Annotated in this window: 18 protein-coding genes and 1 pseudogene; 7 read left to right on the top strand and 12 right to left on the bottom strand. The window is 72.0% G+C overall.

The features are described 5' to 3' along the window. Positions 1-6: 6 nt before the first annotated feature. Together ACLBXX_RS10065 and ACLBXX_RS10060 are read right to left on the bottom strand one after the other, a co-directional pair. The gene (locus tag ACLBXX_RS10065) at positions 7-849 is read right to left on the bottom strand and encodes an esterase/lipase family protein (RefSeq protein ID WP_447657908.1); all 843 of its coding nucleotides are present in this window, start codon (positions 847-849) and stop codon (positions 7-9) included. Between the two features lie 10 nt (positions 850-859). Then, entirely contained in the window at positions 860-1,507 is a 648-nt protein-coding gene (locus ACLBXX_RS10060) for a TetR/AcrR family transcriptional regulator (protein ID WP_447657907.1), read from the bottom strand. 114 nt (positions 1,508-1,621) lie between these two features. Here ACLBXX_RS10060 and ACLBXX_RS10055 point away from each other — a divergent pair, with 114 nt between their 5' ends. Next, entirely contained in the window at positions 1,622-3,097 is a 1,476-nt protein-coding gene (locus tag ACLBXX_RS10055; protein WP_447657906.1) for an MFS transporter, read from the top strand. A 9-nt stretch (positions 3,098-3,106) separates the two neighbouring features. Here the strand turns inward: ACLBXX_RS10055 and ACLBXX_RS10050 are convergent, their stop codons facing one another. From ACLBXX_RS10050 to ACLBXX_RS10040, 3 genes are read right to left on the bottom strand one after another with little or no spacing between them, the layout of a single operon-like run. Then, the gene (locus tag ACLBXX_RS10050) at positions 3,107-4,174 is read right to left on the bottom strand and encodes a C45 family autoproteolytic acyltransferase/hydolase (RefSeq protein WP_447657905.1); all 1,068 of its coding nucleotides are present in this window, start codon (positions 4,172-4,174) and stop codon (positions 3,107-3,109) included. After that, positions 4,171-5,928, bottom strand: coding sequence for an amidase (locus tag ACLBXX_RS10045; protein ID WP_447657904.1), 1,758 nt, complete (start codon positions 5,926-5,928; stop codon positions 4,171-4,173). The genes ACLBXX_RS10050 and ACLBXX_RS10045 overlap by 4 nt, the downstream gene beginning before the upstream one ends. Then, the gene (locus tag ACLBXX_RS10040) at positions 5,925-6,959 is read right to left on the bottom strand and encodes an agmatine deiminase family protein (protein WP_447657903.1); all 1,035 of its coding nucleotides are present in this window, start codon (positions 6,957-6,959) and stop codon (positions 5,925-5,927) included. Before ACLBXX_RS10040 ends, ACLBXX_RS10045 begins: the two co-directional genes overlap by 4 nt. Before the next feature lie 100 nt (positions 6,960-7,059). Between ACLBXX_RS10040 and ACLBXX_RS10035 the strand changes: the two genes are divergently transcribed. From ACLBXX_RS10035 to ACLBXX_RS10025, 3 genes are all read left to right on the top strand, one after another. Next, complete coding sequence (locus ACLBXX_RS10035) at positions 7,060-7,689, top strand: TetR/AcrR family transcriptional regulator (protein ID WP_447657902.1); 630 nt, start codon at positions 7,060-7,062, stop codon at positions 7,687-7,689. Positions 7,690-7,860: 171 nt separating this feature from the next. Next, positions 7,861-8,079, top strand: coding sequence for a hypothetical protein (locus ACLBXX_RS10030; protein ID WP_387139627.1), 219 nt, complete (start codon positions 7,861-7,863; stop codon positions 8,077-8,079). A gap of 53 nt (positions 8,080-8,132) precedes the next feature. Then, the gene (locus ACLBXX_RS10025) at positions 8,133-8,966 is read left to right on the top strand and encodes an aldo/keto reductase (RefSeq protein ID WP_447657901.1); all 834 of its coding nucleotides are present in this window, start codon (positions 8,133-8,135) and stop codon (positions 8,964-8,966) included. 51 nt (positions 8,967-9,017) lie between these two features. Here the strand turns inward: ACLBXX_RS10025 and ACLBXX_RS10020 are convergent, their stop codons facing one another. Further along, positions 9,018-9,764, bottom strand: coding sequence for an SDR family oxidoreductase (locus ACLBXX_RS10020; protein ID WP_447657900.1), 747 nt, complete (start codon positions 9,762-9,764; stop codon positions 9,018-9,020). 185 nt (positions 9,765-9,949) lie between these two features. Next, entirely contained in the window at positions 9,950-10,693 is a 744-nt protein-coding gene (locus ACLBXX_RS10015) for an SDR family oxidoreductase (protein ID WP_447657899.1), read from the bottom strand. 126 nt (positions 10,694-10,819) lie between these two features. On the opposite strand from ACLBXX_RS10015, the gene sigJ reads away from it, so the two are divergent. Together sigJ and ACLBXX_RS10005 are read left to right on the top strand one after the other, a co-directional pair. Then, the gene (sigJ, locus tag ACLBXX_RS10010; protein ID WP_387139617.1) at positions 10,820-11,704 is read left to right on the top strand and encodes an RNA polymerase sigma factor SigJ; all 885 of its coding nucleotides are present in this window, start codon (positions 10,820-10,822) and stop codon (positions 11,702-11,704) included. A 47-nt stretch (positions 11,705-11,751) separates the two neighbouring features. Further along, positions 11,752-13,899, top strand: coding sequence for a S9 family peptidase (locus tag ACLBXX_RS10005; protein WP_447657898.1), 2,148 nt, complete (start codon positions 11,752-11,754; stop codon positions 13,897-13,899). A gap of 35 nt (positions 13,900-13,934) precedes the next feature. Here the strand turns inward: ACLBXX_RS10005 and ACLBXX_RS10000 are convergent, their stop codons facing one another. Continuing rightward, a complete protein-coding gene (locus ACLBXX_RS10000) occupies positions 13,935-14,120 on the bottom strand; it encodes a DUF1918 domain-containing protein (protein WP_447657897.1) in 186 nt (61 codons plus the stop codon). Positions 14,121-14,190: 70 nt separating this feature from the next. Beyond that, the gene (locus tag ACLBXX_RS09995; RefSeq protein ID WP_387139611.1) at positions 14,191-14,415 is read right to left on the bottom strand and encodes a hypothetical protein; all 225 of its coding nucleotides are present in this window, start codon (positions 14,413-14,415) and stop codon (positions 14,191-14,193) included. 96 nt (positions 14,416-14,511) lie between these two features. On the opposite strand from ACLBXX_RS09995, the gene ACLBXX_RS09990 reads away from it, so the two are divergent. Next, entirely contained in the window at positions 14,512-15,429 is a 918-nt protein-coding gene (locus ACLBXX_RS09990; RefSeq protein WP_447657896.1) for an aldo/keto reductase, read from the top strand. Positions 15,430-15,492: 63 nt separating this feature from the next. Here the strand turns inward: ACLBXX_RS09990 and ACLBXX_RS09985 are convergent, their stop codons facing one another. The 3 genes and pseudogenes from ACLBXX_RS09985 to ACLBXX_RS09975 form a co-directional block, all read right to left on the bottom strand. Further along, complete coding sequence (locus tag ACLBXX_RS09985; RefSeq protein ID WP_387139605.1) at positions 15,493-15,909, bottom strand: VOC family protein; 417 nt, start codon at positions 15,907-15,909, stop codon at positions 15,493-15,495. A 96-nt stretch (positions 15,910-16,005) separates the two neighbouring features. Then, a complete protein-coding gene (locus tag ACLBXX_RS09980) occupies positions 16,006-16,383 on the bottom strand; it encodes an STAS/SEC14 domain-containing protein (protein ID WP_447657895.1) in 378 nt (125 codons plus the stop codon). 51 nt (positions 16,384-16,434) lie between these two features. After that, positions 16,435-16,683 (bottom strand): annotated as a pseudogene (locus tag ACLBXX_RS09975) (hypothetical protein); the annotation flags it as partial.

The raw sequence follows: 16,683 nt of genomic DNA, 5'->3' as shown, positions 1-16,683 counted from the left end.
CCAGGGCTACGAGGTCGCGGGTTGCGTTCCGGTGAGCACGGCGATGCCGTCGAGCACCGCGCGCTCGGTCGACCGCGCGCCGAGCACCCGGAAATGACCGGACGTCGGCACCGCGATGTTGGTCGCGCCGTCCAGGGCGCTCCCCTCGGGGATGTGGGGGTCCCACGGCCCGAACACCGACACGATGCGGCCGTTGACCGACTTCTCGCGGCCGAGGGTGAGGATGGTCTCGTCCTTGGGGCTGAAGGCGCGGATGCTCGGGACGACGAAGAGGCGGGCGAGCCGCGAGCCGCCGAACGGCGTCGCCACGGCGACGAGTCCGAGGAGGCCGAGGGGGCGCCCGCCGTCCGGAGCGGCCGCGGCGCCCTCGGCCGGGTCGCCGCCCGCTGACGCCTCCGCGGCGGCGCGCGCGGCGGCGCCGGACGAGACGAGTAGGTGCTTGCCGATGAGCCCGCCCTTGCTGTGGGCCACGAGCACACGGCCGGCATCGGGGGCCGGCGTGCGGGCGAGCAGCTCGCCGAGGCGGTCGGCGGTCGACGGGATGGTGCGGCGGTTCACGCCCAGGCCGTGGACGACCGTGACACGGTGGCCCGCCGCCGCGAGCGCGTCGCCGAGCGGGCGCAGGAACGTCCAGTGCTCGTACACGCCCGGGATGAGATAGACCTCGGGCAGCGCGGGGTCGCCGCGGCGCCACGATGGCGGAGCGGGGCGCGGTCGCCCGATCGCCCACGGGAGCGAGAGCACGGCGAGCTGCCGGCGGCCGGCGTAGACGTAGTCGGCGATCCACGACAACCCGCGCCCCACCATCGACGGGCGCGAGAACGTGGTCGCTTCCGGCGAGGGCGGCATGGGCGAAAGTCTACGAGGGTGGGGCGGGCGTGCCGCGGACGCCCGTGATGGCCGATTCCACGACGGACGCCGCGAGGGCATCGATGACGGATGCCGGCTGCCACCGCACCGGGCCGTGCACGGCGATGTCGGCGAACCCGTGCACCGCTGACCAGCACGCCCATTCGGCGTAGGGGCGGCGGTCGGGCGGCAGCGCGCCGGCCTCCACCATGGCGTCGAGCGTGTCCATCAGGCGCCGGAACGGGGCGACGATCTCGTCGTCGAGGGTCACGATGCCGTCGTTCGCGTGGGTGTCCTGGGTGAAGAACGCCGTCTCGAACCAGCCGCGCTCGGTCCGCGCGAAGTCGATGTACGCGAGGCCGACGCGGCGCAGCCGCTCGGTCGCGGCGGCTGCGGGCGAGAGACCGGTCGGCGTGGCCTCGACGCGCGACGTGATCGCGGCGGCCAGAGCCAGCTGCGCCTCGCGCGCGACGGCGCGCACCAGGGCGTCGCGGTCGGCGAAGTGCCGATAGGCGGCATTGGGTGAGACGCCGACGGCGCGAGTCGCCTCGCGCAGCGTGACGGCGGCCGGGCCGCCGGTGCGCGCGAGCTGCAGGCCCTCGCCGATGAGGGCGTGTCGGAGGTCGCCGTGATGATAGGCACGCAGGGGCGAAGTCATTGCGTCCTCCCGGCCGGGTGTGTACGTTGTGAACACCGAATGTGAACAGTGTCCACATTCACCATAGACCCTCGCCCTCACTGCTTGTTCCGCGAACACGCCGAAGGAATCGTCATGAGCCAGCCGAGCCCTGCCGGGCCCGCAGCATCCGAAGATCCCGTCCAGCACCATCCCGACGCGCGCACTCTCCGCGCGTTCTACCAGGTGCTCGTCAACACCGCGCTCGCCAACGTGACCTCGAGCTACCTCTGGTTCGCGCTGACGTTCTGGGTCTATCTCGAGACGAAGTCGGTGCTCGCGACGGCAGTCATCGGCGGCTCGTACATGCTGCTCGTCGCGGTCTTCGGCGTCGTCTTCGGCGTGATCGTCGACCGCATGAAGAAGAAGTCGGTCATGCTGCTCTCGAGCATCGTGACGGTGTCGGCGTACGTCGTCGCCGGGGCGATGTTCCTGGCGTTCCCCGAGAGTGCGCTGCTCGACTGGACCGGTCCGTGGTTCTGGGCGTTCGCCGGGGTGATCCTCATCGGCGGGGTCGTCGAGAACCTGCGCAACATCGCGTTGTCGACGACGGTGACGCTGCTCGTGCCGGGGGACCGGCGCGACAAGGCCAACGGTCTCGTCGGCGCGGTGCAGGGCATCGCCTTCATGGTGACCAGCGTGTTCTCGGGTCTGTCGATCGGGCTGCTCGGCATGGGCTGGACGGTCGCCATCGCGATCGCCGCCACCGGCGTGGCGCTGATCCACCTGATCTTCGTCCCGATCCCCGAGCGCGGTGTCGCCCACGTCGAGGGGGAGGCGCCGAAGGGGTTCGGCTTCAAGGGCGTGATCCCGGCGGTCATGGTCGTGCCGGGGCTGCTCGCCCTCATCCTCTTCTCCACGTTCAACAACCTCGTGGGCGGGGTCTTCATGGCCCTCATGGACCCGTACGGACTCACGCTCTTCTCAGTCGAGATGTGGGGGATCGTCCTCGGAGTGACGAGCTTCGGGTTCATCATCGGCGGCGCGCTCGTGGCGAAGTTCGGCCTGGGCAAGAACCCGGTGCGCACGATGCTGCTCGTCAACATCGGCATCGCGCTGCTCGGCATGACCTTCGCGATCCGCGAGTGGTGGTGGCTCTACGGCCTCGGCATCCTGATCTTCATGGCGCTCATGCCGATCGCCGAGGCCTCCGAGCAGACGATCGTGCAGCGCGTCGTGCCCTTCGAGAAGCAGGGACGCGTCTTCGGCTTCGCCGCGAGCGTGGAGTCCGCGGCGGCACCGGTCTCGGCATTCCTCATCGGACCCATCGCGCAGTTCTGGCTCATCCCGTACATGAATTCGCCCGAGGGCCAGCAGGCGTGGGGCTGGCTGCTCGGCCAGGGTGAGGCCCGCGGCATCGCGCTGGCGTTCGTCGGCGCGAGCCTTGTGCTCCTTCTCGTCGTGCTGCTCGCCTTCGTGTCCAAGCCCTACCGCGAGCTCTCCGACGCGTACGCCGCGGCCCCGCCGTCGCTCCACACCGACGAGGACGGGGCGGATGCTGCAACCCCGGCCGCGTCGGCGGGCGGCGCGGTCGGCGGGGCCGGGGGGGACCTGCGCTCGGGGCTGCGCTGACGCTGCGGGTCAGAAGCGGGCGAGGCCTGCGGCCGCCGCCTCGTCGGGACGGCCGGGGAAGACGCCGAGCGCGAAGCCCTCGGTGTCGACCGCGACCGTGAGCAGGGTCGTCCACTGGTCGAGGCGGGGGAGCGTCGGGTCCGGCGTCATGCAGATCTCGGCTGCGGCGCCCTGTCCGCCGCACACCGCGAGGGCGCGCGCGGTCGGGTCGAGGCCGGTGAGCTCGGCCCGCACGCCGTCGAGGTGCGCCAGGCGTACCACCGTCGTCTCGTCCGACATCGTGTCGCCCTCCGACAGCTTGGGGTTCAGGAAGTGGTTGGTGTGGAAGAGCCAGCCGTCGGACCCCGGCTCGACGACACCCATCCCTGCAGGCGAGAGCTCGAGGGCCATCGCTCGGGACTCGGACCCGTTCGAGTCGAACACCGTCAGCACCGTGGATGCGCTGACCGCGGCGCTCGCCGCGATGCGGTGTGCGTCGTCGATCGACCGTGCCTCGTCGAGCACGCGGCGCGCGACTGCGTGGACGGGAACGCCGCCTGCCGCCGAGTCGGACTCGTGCGACAGGATGTTGAAGTGCAGTCCGACGCCGGCACTGTTCACACCGATCTTGCCGGGGGTCCCGAACTCGGTGAACATCTTGACGTCCAGTCCGCTCGTCGCACGGAACTCGACCAGGAGTGCCTCGGGCACGAGGAAGTCGTGCCAGTCCCAGGTCTGGAGGGACTCGGCCGCGACTCCGGCGCCCACATGCACGGCGGTGGAGCACTCGCCGACCCGGGGCGGCGCCACCGCGAGGATCTCGGTGCGCGCACCGACCGCCGCGAGCCGCCACCGCTCGATCCCTGCTGCATCCGCGATCGCGTCGGATTCGGCCGCCAGATCGGGCGCCCACGCCTCCAGCGCCGTGCGACTGCGCTCCGCGATCGTCCTGACGTCGCGCTCCCCGATGCCGAGCTCGGCGAAGTGCGCGAGGTAAAGGGCCGCCGTCTTCGCGTACTGCGGCGCGAATGCCGTGCCGAGTCCGCGGCCGCGGGCCACAGCATCCGTCTCCCTCGAGAGAGCTGTGCGAAGCTTCATCGTTCTCCGGTGTCGGACCCGCCGGGGCGAAGCTCGGGCGTGCGCGGAGGAGCGGTGCGGCGCGGCCGCAGGGCCTCGAACGCCGCGGCCCAGGCGAGCAGGTCGGTGTCGCTGTACGCGCGACCGGCGATCGTCAGGCCAACCGGCATCCCGATGTCGTCCATCGTCCCCATCGGCACGGTGACCGTCGGGATGCCGAGGTGGCGGATCGCGAGGTTGCCGTTGGCGACCCACACGCCGTTGCGCCAGCCGAGATCGGCGGATGCCTCGTTGACGTCCATGTCGGCCGGGCCCACGTCGGCGACCGCGGGGAAGAGCACGGCGTCGAGGCCGAGGATCGACATCCAGTCCTCGAGGTCGATGCGCCGGGTCTCTTCGAGGCCGCGGACACCATCGGCGATCTCGGGGATGTCGGCGAACGAGCGGTAGGGGTGCTCGCGCACCTGGGCCGGATAGGTCGCGATGTCGTCGTCGAAGCCGGTGTACCGGTCGGGCAGCGCGCCGTCGGGGTGCGGGAAGATCGTCGCGCCGTCGACGTCGTCGAGCCGGTCGAGCGCCGGATCGCCGTTGGCGCGGAGGAAGTCGTCCCACGCCCACGCCGACAGGTCGACGATCTCGCGCTGGAGGAACTCCTCGGTCACGAGCCCCCGCGTCGTGAGCGTCGGGGCATCCGGGCGGTCGCCCTCGTAGTTCGTGACGGCCGGGAAGTCGACCTCCACGACCTCGGCGCCGGCCGCCTCCAGGTCGAGCCGGGCCCTCTCCCACAGCGCGAGCACCGAGGGCCGGGTCTCGATGCGGGTGCCGGTCGGTCCGCCGATCCCGCCGTCAGGGTCGGTTCCGGCGTCCGGATCGGCGTTGATGTACATGCGCGGCACGCCGAACCGGCGCCCCGCGAGGGTCGCGGCGGCGGCGTCGGCATCGCCAGACGCGAGCGCCGGGTACGACGCCGGGCGCAGGGCCGAGGCATCCGGGATCGCGATCCAGGGCTGCGCGCGCCAGAAATCGCCGCGGGTCTCGGGGTCGTCGGCGACCATCACGTCGAGGATCTCGAGTAGGTCGGCCATCGTGCGGGTGTGGGGCACGACGACGTCCATCGTGGGCACGAGCGGCCAGTTGCCGCGCACCGAGATCACGCCGCGCGACGGGGTGTAGGCGCACAGCGCGTTGTTCGAGGCGGGGGCGCGGCCGCTCGACCAGGTCTCCTCGCCGAGGCCGAACGCCGCGAAGCTCGCCGCGGTCGCCGTGCCCGAGCCGTTCGACGACCCCGACCCGAACGCCGAGGTCAGGTACTCGGCGTTGTAGGGGCTCTCGGCGCGGCCGTAGACGCCGCGCTGCATGCCGCCGTTCGCCATCGGGGGCATGTTGGTGAGTCCGATGAGCACGGCTCCTGCCGCGCGCAGTCGCTCGATCGAGAACGCGTCGCGCTGCGCGACGAGGTCGGCGAACGCCGGCGAGCCCGCTGCGACGGTCAGACCCTTGGCCATGAACGAGTCCTTGGCGGTGTACGGGATGCCGTCGAGCGGCCCGAGCGTGTGCCCGGCGGCGCGACGGCGATCGGATGCCTCGGCCTCGGCCCGCGCGTCGGGATTGCGCACGACCACCGCGGTGAGCGCGGTCGCCGTGCCGGGGGCGTCGTAGGCGTCGATCCGGGCCAGGTACGCGTCCACGAGCTCGACGCTCGTCACTGCGCCCGAGTCGAGGGACGCGCGGAGCTCGGCGATCGTCTTCTCGACGACGGGGTAGCGGCGGCTCACCGGGCCACCGCCGGCTGCTGCTGCGTGATGCAGTGGATCCCGCCGCCGCCCGCGAAGATCTGGCGGGCGTCGGCCGTGACGGCGCGGCGGCCCGGGTAGGCGGCCTCGAGGATGTCGCGCGCCTGCGCGTCGGCGCGCTCCTCGCCGAAGCCGCACGCGATGATCCCGCCGTTCACGACCAGGTGGTTCACGTAGCTGTAATCGACGAACCCCTCGTGGTCGCGGAGCGTCTCAGGGGCGGGCAGGTCGATGATCTCGAAGGTTCGGCCCGCGGCATCCGTCTGCTGCGAAAGGAAGGCGCGGAGGTCACGCGACACCTCGAAGTCGGGGTGCTCGGGATTCTGCTGCGCGTGCAGCAGCACGCGACCGGGCGTGGGGATCGTGGCCACGATGTCGACATGGCCGTTCGTGCCGAACTCGTCGTAGTCGCGGGTCAGGCCGCGGGGGAGCCACACGACCTTCGTCGCGCCGATCGTGCGGGCGAGCTCCGCCTCGACGCGTGCCCGGTCTGCGAAGCGGTTGCGGCGCGGGTCGAGTTGAACCGTCTCGGTGACGAGCACCGTGCCTTCGCCGTCGACGTGGATGCCGCCGCCCTCGTTGACGAGCAGCGAGCTCACCACCTCGGCGCCGACGAGGTCAGCGGTGAAGCGGGCGTGCTGCGCCGCCTTCTCCCACGAGGCCCACTCGGGCGCGCCCCAGCCGTTGAAGATCCAGTCGACGGCGCCGAGCGCGCCGGGGCGCTCGTCGTCGACGACGAACGTCGGGCCGTGGTCGCGGAACCAGAACTCGTCGACCGGGGTCTCGACGAGGTCGATGGCGGAGTCGAGCATTCGCCGGGCGCGCTCGGCCTTCGACGGATCGACGAGCATCGTCACCGGCTCGAAGCCGGCGACGGCGTTCGCCACCGCGCTCCAGGCCGCGTAGAAGCGCTCCTGCTCGGCAGGGTCGTCGCCGAGCGTCGGCCCCTCGTTCGGGAACGCCATCCACGTGCGCTCGTGCGGATCGCCCTCGTGCGGCATCCTCCAGGCCATCGTCGCCCCTTCGTTCGGCGTTGTCGCGGTGGCGGTCGATGCGCCTCGCGAAGTAATTGATCTAGCGATCAATAGGAAAGATACCTATGCTGGCGAGACCATGTCAAGCACATCGTCCCGGCCGCGCACCCGCAAGGCTCCTGCCGAGCGGGCCGCGGAGATCATCGCGGCCGCAACCGCCATCGCGCGGGAGCAGGGGCTGAGCGCCCTCACGCTGCGCGCCGTCGCCGAGCGGGCCGGCGTCGCCTCCGGCCTCGTCGCCCACTACCAGCCGACGATGGACGACCTCGTGGCCCGCGTCTACGCCGACCTCGTCGACGAGGAGGTGCGAGACGTCGAACGCGTCGTCGGTGCCGTCGCCGATCCGGCGGCGCGGCTCGGGGCTCTGATCGACACCCTCATGGACGGCGAGCGCGAGGAGCTCACCGTCGTGTGGGTCGAGGGCTGGGCGATGGCCCGCCGCAACGACGCGCTCGCGCGCGCTGTGGCGGCGCAGATGGAACGGTGGCAGACGCTCGTCGAGTCGATCATCGAGGACGGCTGCCGCACCGGCGCGTTCTCGACGACCGAGCCCGGCGAGGTGGCGTGGGAGCTCATCGGGATGATCGACGGACTGAATGCGCAGTCCCTCGCGCGCGGCACCGACACGACGCGTTTCGCCGCCCGCACGGCCCGCGCCGCCGAGGCTCTGGTCGGCGCCCGGCCCGGATCGGTCCCGGTGAGTTCGTGAGCCGCCGACTGCCCCGCGAGAACGCGCGATAGCACCACCTGGCCGCGCCTCGAGGTGCAGTCGTGCGATCTCATCGTCCCGGCTGCACTAACCGTCGTCCCGCCGCGGCGCAAGCCCCTCCGCCTCCGGGTCCGATCGCCCATACGGTCGTGGCAGCGAAAGGAGCACGCCATGTCGAACCAGCCGCCGCTCATCCCCGCACCCCTCGGTGACGACGACGATCCCACGGTCGCCGACGGAACAGCCGACGACGCAGACGGGATGCTCGATCCCACGCTCGACGACGACCGCCCGCTCGACCCCGACCTCGACGACGACCGGATCGACAGCGCCGCCGCCGACGAGCGAGCGGCGACCGAGGGCACCCTCGACGTCGACGACCGTCCGTGACGCCCCGCGCGCGACACGCGCCGCGCGCGGCGCAGCCGGGCCAGGATGGAGCCATGAGCGCGATCCCCACCGTGACCTTGAACGACGGCGCCTGGTTCCCCGAGCTGGGCCTCGGCACCTACGACCTGCGAGGCGAGGAGGGGATCGCGGCCATCGTCGCCGCGATCGACTCCGGCTACCGCCTGCTCGACACCGCGGTCAACTACGAGAACGAACGCGAGGTCGGCGAGGCCGTCCGCCGCAGCGAAGTCGACCGCGGCAAGGTGCTCGTCGCGTCGAAGATCCCCGGTCGCCATCACGGCCGGCAGGAGGCGGTCGACAGCATCAAGGGCTCGCTCGATCGGCTGGGCCTCGACCACATCGACCTGCAGCTGATCCATTGGCCGAACCCCAGCGTCGGCAAGTACGTCGACACGTGGCGCGGTCTGATCGAGGCGCGCGAGCTCGGTCTCGTCCGTTCGATCGGCGTCTCCAACTTCACCGAGGACCAGCTCAGCGAGCTCATCGAGGAGACGGGCGTCGTGCCCGCGGTGAACCAGGTCGAGCTGCACCCGTACTTCCCGCAGGCGCAGCTGCGCGCATTCCACGCGACGCACGGCATCCGCACCGAGAGCTGGAGCCCGCTCGCCAAGCGCAGCGAGCTGCTCACCGAGCAGATCCTCACCGAGCTGGCGACGGTGCACGACGCGACGCCGACGCAGGTGGTCCTTCGCTGGCACACGCAGATCGGCAGCACGCCGATCCCCAAGTCGGCCGACGCCGACCGGCAGCGGGAGAACGCCGACGTCTTCGGCTTCACCCTCACCGACGACCAGCTCGCCGCGATCAGCGCGCTCGAGCGCGGTCGGCTGTGGGACGGCGACCCGAACACCCACGAAGAGATGTGACGGATGCTGCGGCCCCGCGCGATGCGCCGGGTCGCAGCATCCGTTCCCCTCTCACGCGTCGGGGAGGGCGTCGAGCCATTCGGCGAAGGTCTGGGTGCCGCGCATCGCTTCGGGGCCGGGGAGGAGCGCGCCCGATCGGAGCGCACGGCCGAAGGCGCCGGGGGTGTTCACGACGGGAACCGGCGTGCGGTGCCCGATCGCGTGGGCGTAGCGGTGCACCATGTCGGCGAGGCTCTCCTCCTGCGGTCCGGCGAGGTCGGTGGCGCGCCCCGCGGGGCCCTGCTCGGCGAGGTCGACGAGGTGCGCCGCGACCTCGTGCACGGCCACCGGCTGCACACGGCCGGAGGGCGCCACGTGCGTGCCGGCATGGCCGCGGTGGTACGTCATCGCCGCGTACTCGTGGAACTGCGTCGTGCGCAGCACCGTCCACGGCACGTCGGCATCCGCGACCAGTCGCTCCTGGACCAGCTTGCCGGCGTAGTAGCCGTCGGGCGCGGCCTCGGCGCCGACGACCGTGAGCACCAGGTGGTGCGCGACGCCGGCCCTCCGCTCGGCCGCGAGCAGGCTCTTCGTGGCGCCGGCGAAGAACATCACGGACACGTCGGGCTTCGCGGTCGTCACGTTGGTCACGTCGATCAGCGCGTCGACCCCGTCCAGGGCGCCGGCGAGACCCGCACCACTCAGGAGCTCGACCCCCGTGCGGCGCGACAGGCTCACGACATCGTGGCCGCGCCCGCGCGCGATCTCCGCGATGTGCCCGCCTGTCATGCCGGTGCCGCCGGCGATGGCGAGTCTCACGAATCCTCCTGGTGCGTGTGACCCCGACCCCCGCCCAGCGTAGACCCGCGGTCCCGCCGCACGATACGAGCGGCTCGGGCCCGCTCGGGGGAGAGTTCGCACCCGAGCCGCTCACGAGGCGGCCCGACGAGCGCGCCGCCTCGATCGGAGGGAGGCGCGCTGGCGCCGCTCAGATACCGATGGGCTCAGCCGAGTTCGGTGAGCCACTCCGCGAACGGCTGGACGCCGAGCACGGCGCCGTCGCCGGGGAGCGCGAGGCCCGCCCGCATGCCCTTCATCTGCGCACCCGGCAGGCTCACCGAGGGGATCCAGCCGCCGTGGCCGGTGCGCCGTGCATACGCCTTGACCATGTCGTCGAGCCGCTCCTCGCGGGGTCCCGCGAGGTCCGCGGCACGCCCCTGGGGTGCGCCCGCGGCGAGTCGGGCGAGGTGCGCGCCGACCTCGCGGGCGGCGACGGGCTGCACACGCGCCCTCGGCGCGACGTGCAGCGGCCCGACCTTCGCACGGTCGAACAGCTGCGCGGCGAACTCGTGGAACTGCGTCGCGCGCAGGATCGTCCACGGCACGGATGCCGCCTCGACCACGCGCTCCTGCGCGAGCTTGCCGGCGTAGTAGTCGTACGGCATCCGGTCGATCCCCACGATCGACAGCAGCACCACGTGCGGAACGCGTGCCCGCCCGGCCGCCGCGACGAGATTGCCGGTCGCGGTCTCGAAGAACCGCGTCGCGGCATCCGCCGACAGGGTCGACACGTTCGCGGTGTCGATGACCGCATCGACGCCGTCGAGCGCGGCGTCGAGACCCGCCCCGGTGGTCAGATCGACGCCGGTGCCGCGACTGAGCACGACCGCGTCGTGCCCGTCCGCCCGCACCGCCTCCACCACATGGCTTCCGACGACACCCGTGCCTCCGGCGACCGCGATCCTCATGACATCACTCCTCTCGTCCCCGATCGGGGATCCTCGACAGTCCGACGACGCGGCACGCCAGAATGTGAGGGAAACGGCTCACAATCACCCGGCACGCATCGTCGGAACATCGAGAAGGGATCACGGATGCCTCCCACCGACGAGGTCGAGGGCGAACGCCGCGCCCTGCTCGGTCTCTGCTACCGCATGCTCGGCACGGTGGCCGACGCCGAGGACGCGGTGCAGGAGACGTATGTCCGCTGGCTCCGCCTGTCGGACGAGGAGCGGACCGCGATCCGCAACCCGGCCGCCTGGCTGACGCGGGTCGCCGGACGCGTATGCCTCGACATGCTGGGCTCGGCGCGCGCCCGGCGCGAGCGCTACGTGGGGGAGTGGCTGCCGGAGCCCGTGCCGCAGGACTCGCCGCTCACAGCATCCGTCCCTCTCGATCCGATCGAGCAGGTCACGCTCGACGACTCCGTCTCGATGGCCCTGCTCGTGCTGCTCGAGTCGCTCACCCCTGCCGAGCGCGTCGCCTTCGTGCTGCACGACGTCTTCGGCGTGCCGTTCGCCGAGATCGCCGAGACGGTGGGGCGGAGTCCGGATGCCGTGCGCCAGCTCGCGTCGCAGGCGCGGCGGCGCGTGCAGGAACGCCGCACCGGCGCGGCCTCGCGGGAGCAGCACGACGCGGTCGCCCGCGCCTTCGCGGCGGCGACGACCACCGGCGAGCTCGACGCCCTGGTCGCGGTGCTCGACCCCGGCGTCGTGCTGCGCTCCGACGGCGGCGGGCGCGTCTCGGCCGCGCTGCGCCCGGTGCGCGGCGCCGACCGCGTGGGGAGGTTCCTCCTCGGTCTGCCGCGACTGGAGCCCGACGCGGTGCTCGTCGCGATCGAGACGCCGGACGGGCTCGGCTTCCTCGCGACGATCGACGACGAGCCCAGCGCGCTGGTGACGTTGGAGGTGCGCGACGGGCGGGTCACCGACGTCTACATCATGCGCAACCCCGACAAGCTCACGCAGTGGGGGAGCTGACGGATCGACATTCCGCGGTCCGTGGAGCGTCGGTTAGCGTGGACCGCATGGCGTCCCCCACGAACTCCACCCCGTTCGACTCACTGACCGACTACATCGCCCTTCCGCGGGTGGAGGCGCTCGCCCTCTCGCCCGACGGGAAGACCGCCGTGCTCACCGTCGCGGCGCTGAAGAAGGACGGCACCGGCTACGACCGGTCGCTGTGGGCGGTGCCGGCGACGGGCGGCGGCACGCCCCGACGGCTGACGCGGTCGGCGAAGGGCGAGGCCGGCGCCGCGTTCACCGCCGCCGGCGACATCCTGTTCGTCTCGGCCCGCCCCGATGCCGACGGCGACGCCGACGACGAGTCGGGCCAGCTGTGGCTGCTGCCCGCCACCGGTGGTGAAGCCCGCCCCGTGACGCGACTGGCGGGCGGGGTCGACGGCATCGCCGCGACCGCCGATGCCTCCGCACGGCTCGTGATCTCGGCCTCCCTGCTGCCGGGCGCCGACACGCTCGAGGCCGAGGCGGCGCTGCGCGCCAAGCGCAAGGAGAAGAAGGTGTCGGCGATCCTCCACGACACCTACCCCGTGCGCTACTGGGACCACGACCTCGGTCCCGCCGAGCCGCACCTGCTCGCGATCGACATCGACGCCCTCGAGGACACCATCGCCGCCGCGGTGGCCGACACGGCGGCGGCGGACGCGTCGGAAGTGGATGCCTCGACCCCCGGCACGGACGCCGAGGCCGCGGCATCCACATCCGATGAGAAGCCGTACCCGGCCACCCTGCCGCGCCCGCGCGACCTCACGCCGAAGCCGGTGCGGTCGCTCGACCACGCGGAAGCCGCACTCACACCGGACGGGTCGACGCTCGTCGTATCGCTCGATCACCGTGAGCAGCGCGCGGGGCGCCGGGTGATCGTCGCGATCGACACGGCGACGGGTGAGCGCACGACGCTGTTCGACGAGGTCGGCGTGGACTACGAGGCGCCGGCGATCAGCCACGACGGCACGCGCATCGCGTATGTCCGCACCGTCAAGAGCGGCCCGGTCGCGCCCACGGACTCCGAGATCTGGCTCGCCGGCATCGACGGCAGCGGCGCACGGCGCGTTGCGGCCGAGTGGGACCACTGGGCGTCGTCGCTGGCGTTCGCGGCCGACGACACGGCGCTCATCGCGACCGCCGACCACGACGGCCGTGGACCGGTGTTCCGCATCCCCGCCGACGGCGGCGCGCCCGAGAAGCTCACCGACGACAACTTCGCCTATTCGAACGTCGTGGTCGACCGCGGCACGGGAGAGGTCGTCGCACTCCGCTCCTCGTGGGTCGTGCCGCCGCATCCGGTCCGCATCGCACGCGACGGCGCGGTGACGCCGCTCGCATCCCCTGCGCCGACGCCGGCCGCACCGGGCTCGATCACCGAGGTCGAGACGACCGCCGAGGACGGCGCGCGCGTGCGCGGCTGGCTGCTGCTGCCCGAAGGCGCGTCGGCCGAGACGCCGGCGCCGCTGCTCCTGTGGATCCACGGCGGTCCGCTGAACAGCTGGAACGCGTGGAGCTGGCGGTGGGCGCCGCTGCTCGCGGTCGCTCGCGGGTACGCCGTGCTGCTGCCCGACCCCGCCCTGTCGACCGGTTACGGCCTGGACTTCATCGCGCGCGGCTGGAACAGCTGGGGTGGGAAGCCCTACACCGACCTGCTGTCGATCACCGACGCCGTCGAGGAGCGCGACGACATCGACGAGACGCGCACCGCCGCGATGGGCGGATCGTTCGGCGGCTACATGGCGAACTGGGTCGCCGGCCACACCGACCGGTTCCGGGCTATCGTGACCCACGCGAGCCTCTGGGCGCTCGACCAGTTCTCGGGCACCACCGACAGCTCGGAGTACTGGCAGCGGATCTTCACGCCCGAGGCGATGATCGAGCACTCGCCGCACCAGTTCGTGCGCGAGATCCGCACACCGCTGCTGGTGGTGCACGGCGACAAGGACTACCGCGTGCCGGTCGGCGAGGGGCTGCGGCTCTGGTCGGAGCTCGCCGAGCACCACGCCGACGAGGACGGCCGGATGCCGCACCGATTCCTGTACTTCCCGGACGAGAACCACTGGGTGCTCAAGCCCCAGCACGCCGTCGTCTGGTACGAGACGGTGTTCGCGTTCCTCGGCGAGCACGTGCTCGGCGCGGAGCCGTCACGGTACGAGCTGCTCGGCTGAACGGCGCCGATCCGAAGGCGGGTCCGGCGCGCCCCTCAGGACGCGTGCCGGACTTCGCAGTCGCTTCCCGGCGACAGGATCGCCTCGTGCCCGTCGTCGTAGCGGACCACGAGCAGCGGGGTGTCCCCGGTGCCGCGGACCTCGATGACCTCACCCGCGCGCTCCACGGCGCCGACGACACGGCCGTGGATGATTACGCGATCGCCGACGCTCGCTTGCATGGCGGACCACCTCCTGGCGCTCACCATACGACGCGGCGGCGGTCAGGGGTAGGGGTGGGCGGGCGCGACCCTACAGCTGGGCTCCGTCGTCGTCGCGATTCTCGAGCCCGACGCTGCGACCGCGCCAGGACTCGTAGGCCATGAGCCAGCCGATCGACACCGCGGCGGCGAGCACCACCCCCAGCAGCAGGTTGCCCCAGATGAGCCCGAAGACGATCCCCAGCGTGAACATGAGGGCTGTGCCGAGCGCCCAGCCCGAGTGCCCGCGCGTCCAGCCCTTCCGCGTCGTGGTCATGTCGAAAGCCTAGGGGCCGCGGCGGAGCCCAGGGGCGGCCTGTGGTCCGGAGCCTCTCGGTAGGTTGGAAGGACCACCCCATACGGAACGGACGCCATGACCCTCAACGTCAGCCCGCTCACGCTCGGCACGTCGCCTCTCGGCCGCGACACCGAGCCCGGTTCCCCCGAAGAGGACGCCGCCGTCCGATTCGCGGAGCAGCTGTTCGACAGCAGCCACGCCTTCATCGACACCTCGAACAACTACGCGGGCGGGCGGTCCGAGGCGGTGCTCGGCCTCGCGATCGCGCGGAAGGGGACGGATGCCGCCACCCGCGTCATCTCGAAGGTCGATTGCGATCCCGAGACCGGCGCCTTCGACCGCGACCGCGTTCTGCGCTCGTTCGAGGAGACGACGACGCGCCTCGGCGTCGACCGTCTGCCGCTGCTGCACCTGCATGATCCCTACACCGTCACCTTCGACGCGGCGATCGGCCGCGGCGGCGCGGTCGAGGGGCTCATCGAGCTGCGCGAGTCGGGTCGCGTCGACGCGATCGGCGTGGCCGCGGGGCCGGTCGGGATGATGGCCCGGTACGTCGAGACCGGCGTCTTCGACGCCGTGCTCATCCACAACCGCTTCACTGTCGTCGACCACTCCGCCGCGCCGGTGTTCGCCGACGCGCGCGAGCGCGGCATGACGGTGTTCAACGCGGCGCCGTTCGGTGCCGGCATCCTCGCCACCGGCACGCGCGAAGGTGCGATGTACGGGTACCGTCCGGCCACGCCCGAACTGCAGGAGTGGGTGTCGCGCCTCGAGCGCGTGGCCGCCTCATTCGGCGTCAGCCTCCCGGCGGTGGCGCTGCACTTCTCGCTGCGGTCGCCGCTCGTCGACTCGACCATCGTCGGCATCTCGTCGGCGCAGCGTCTCGCGCAGCTCGACGAGCTCGCCGCGACGCCGATCCCCGACGAGGTGTGGACCGAGCTCGAAGCACTCGGCCCCGCGCCGTCGCCCGTCGACGACAGCGCCTACGCCTGATCGCTCGCGCCCTGCGTCGAGCAAGCGCGGACCCCGGCTCCTGCCGGGGTCCGCGCTCCGGTCTCACGCCTGCTGGGCGTTGACCGCGACCATCCAGTCGATGCCGAACCGGTCGGTGAGCATGCCGAACTTGCCGCCCCACGGCGGGGTGTCGTACGGCATCGTGATGGTGCCGCCGTCGGCGAGCTTGTCCCAGAAGCCCTGCAGCGAGGACTCGTCGTCACCGCTGACCGAGACGGAGATGCCGGCCGGCTTCTCGTAGTTCATTCCGGTGGGCGTGTCGGAGCCCATGAGGATGAAGCCGTCGGGGCTGGTGAGCTGCGCGTGCATCACGAGGTCGTTCTCGGCGGGGTCCTGCACCATCCCCTCGTACTCGCCGAACGTCGAGATGTCGAGGTCGCCCCCGAACACGCTCTGGTAGAAGGTCATCGCCTCACGGGCTTCGTTCTTGAAGGAGAGATACGGGTTGAGGCTGGGCATGTCGAACTCCTGAGATGGGTGGTGGATGCCGCGCCCGGCCGCGTGGCGCGTCCCAGTGTCGCCCTGACCTCCGACATCCACAAGGGAGTCCGCGCGTCAGGCCTCCGTGGGCCCTTCCGCCGCCCACGCGATCGCGTCGTCGAGCGCCGACACCGCGAAGATGCGCAGCTCGCAGGGGAACAGGAACGAGATCCCGTGGATCACCTCGCCGATCAGGCTGTGGTCGGTGACGAGCGCGATGCGCCCCCACACGTGGGCCGGCTTGCCCTCGAGCTTGGCGTCCTGCCAGAGGGCGCCGAGCGAGTAGCGCTCGAACTCGTCGCCGAGGACGTAGACCAGGTTGACCTTGCGACCGGCGTCGACCGCCGCGTCGATGGCCGGGTCGAGAGACCCGACGTAGTCCGATGCGTCGACGGCGCCGACGGCGCGGAACCCGATGACGCCGTCCGGCAGGCCGTGGAGAGACTCGATCATGCGTCCATCCTGTCGGTGGACGCGGCGACCGCGACGCGGACGCGCGGAGAGTCAGCGGTCGCGGTGGTCCTCGGGGTGCAGGCGCGCGCCGCGCCGGGGCTCTCGCACACCGCTCGCGCCGATGAGGCGGATGACGCGCTGACGCTGACCCGGCCACGCGGCCAGAAGCCGCAGCATCCCCTCATCGTCCGTGCGGTGGCCGGTCAGCGCATAGCCCACCTCGTGCGCCACGTGATAGTCGCCGACGCTCACGGCGTCGGGGGGGGCCGGGGGGCCGGCGGGCGGGGCGGGGGGGGGGGG

The organism is Microbacterium sp. C23T (assembly GCF_053345975.1).
The sequence above is the reverse complement of the archived record's forward strand: the minus strand, read 5'-3'. Positions and strand labels throughout refer to the sequence as shown.

Coding starts and splice junctions, on each gene's coding strand:
- ACLBXX_RS10065 (WP_447657908.1), bottom strand. CDS start 849: ATGCCGCCCTCGCCGGAAGCGACCACGTTCTCGCGCCCGTCGATGGTG.
- ACLBXX_RS10060 (WP_447657907.1), bottom strand. CDS start 1,507: ATGACTTCGCCCCTGCGTGCCTATCATCACGGCGACCTCCGACACGCC.
- ACLBXX_RS10055 (WP_447657906.1), top strand. CDS start 1,622: ATGAGCCAGCCGAGCCCTGCCGGGCCCGCAGCATCCGAAGATCCCGTC.
- ACLBXX_RS10050 (WP_447657905.1), bottom strand. CDS start 4,174: ATGAAGCTTCGCACAGCTCTCTCGAGGGAGACGGATGCTGTGGCCCGC.
- ACLBXX_RS10040 (WP_447657903.1), bottom strand. CDS start 6,959: ATGGCCTGGAGGATGCCGCACGAGGGCGATCCGCACGAGCGCACGTGG.
- ACLBXX_RS10035 (WP_447657902.1), top strand. CDS start 7,060: ATGTCAAGCACATCGTCCCGGCCGCGCACCCGCAAGGCTCCTGCCGAG.
- ACLBXX_RS10030 (WP_387139627.1), top strand. CDS start 7,861: ATGTCGAACCAGCCGCCGCTCATCCCCGCACCCCTCGGTGACGACGAC.
- ACLBXX_RS10025 (WP_447657901.1), top strand. CDS start 8,133: ATGAGCGCGATCCCCACCGTGACCTTGAACGACGGCGCCTGGTTCCCC.
- ACLBXX_RS10015 (WP_447657899.1), bottom strand. CDS start 10,693: ATGAGGATCGCGGTCGCCGGAGGCACGGGTGTCGTCGGAAGCCATGTG.
- sigJ (WP_387139617.1), top strand. CDS start 10,820: ATGCCTCCCACCGACGAGGTCGAGGGCGAACGCCGCGCCCTGCTCGGT.
- ACLBXX_RS10005 (WP_447657898.1), top strand. CDS start 11,752: ATGGCGTCCCCCACGAACTCCACCCCGTTCGACTCACTGACCGACTAC.
- ACLBXX_RS10000 (WP_447657897.1), bottom strand. CDS start 14,120: ATGCAAGCGAGCGTCGGCGATCGCGTAATCATCCACGGCCGTGTCGTC.
- ACLBXX_RS09995 (WP_387139611.1), bottom strand. CDS start 14,415: ATGACCACGACGCGGAAGGGCTGGACGCGCGGGCACTCGGGCTGGGCG.
- ACLBXX_RS09990 (WP_447657896.1), top strand. CDS start 14,512: ATGACCCTCAACGTCAGCCCGCTCACGCTCGGCACGTCGCCTCTCGGC.
- ACLBXX_RS09985 (WP_387139605.1), bottom strand. CDS start 15,909: ATGCCCAGCCTCAACCCGTATCTCTCCTTCAAGAACGAAGCCCGTGAG.
- ACLBXX_RS09980 (WP_447657895.1), bottom strand. CDS start 16,383: ATGATCGAGTCTCTCCACGGCCTGCCGGACGGCGTCATCGGGTTCCGC.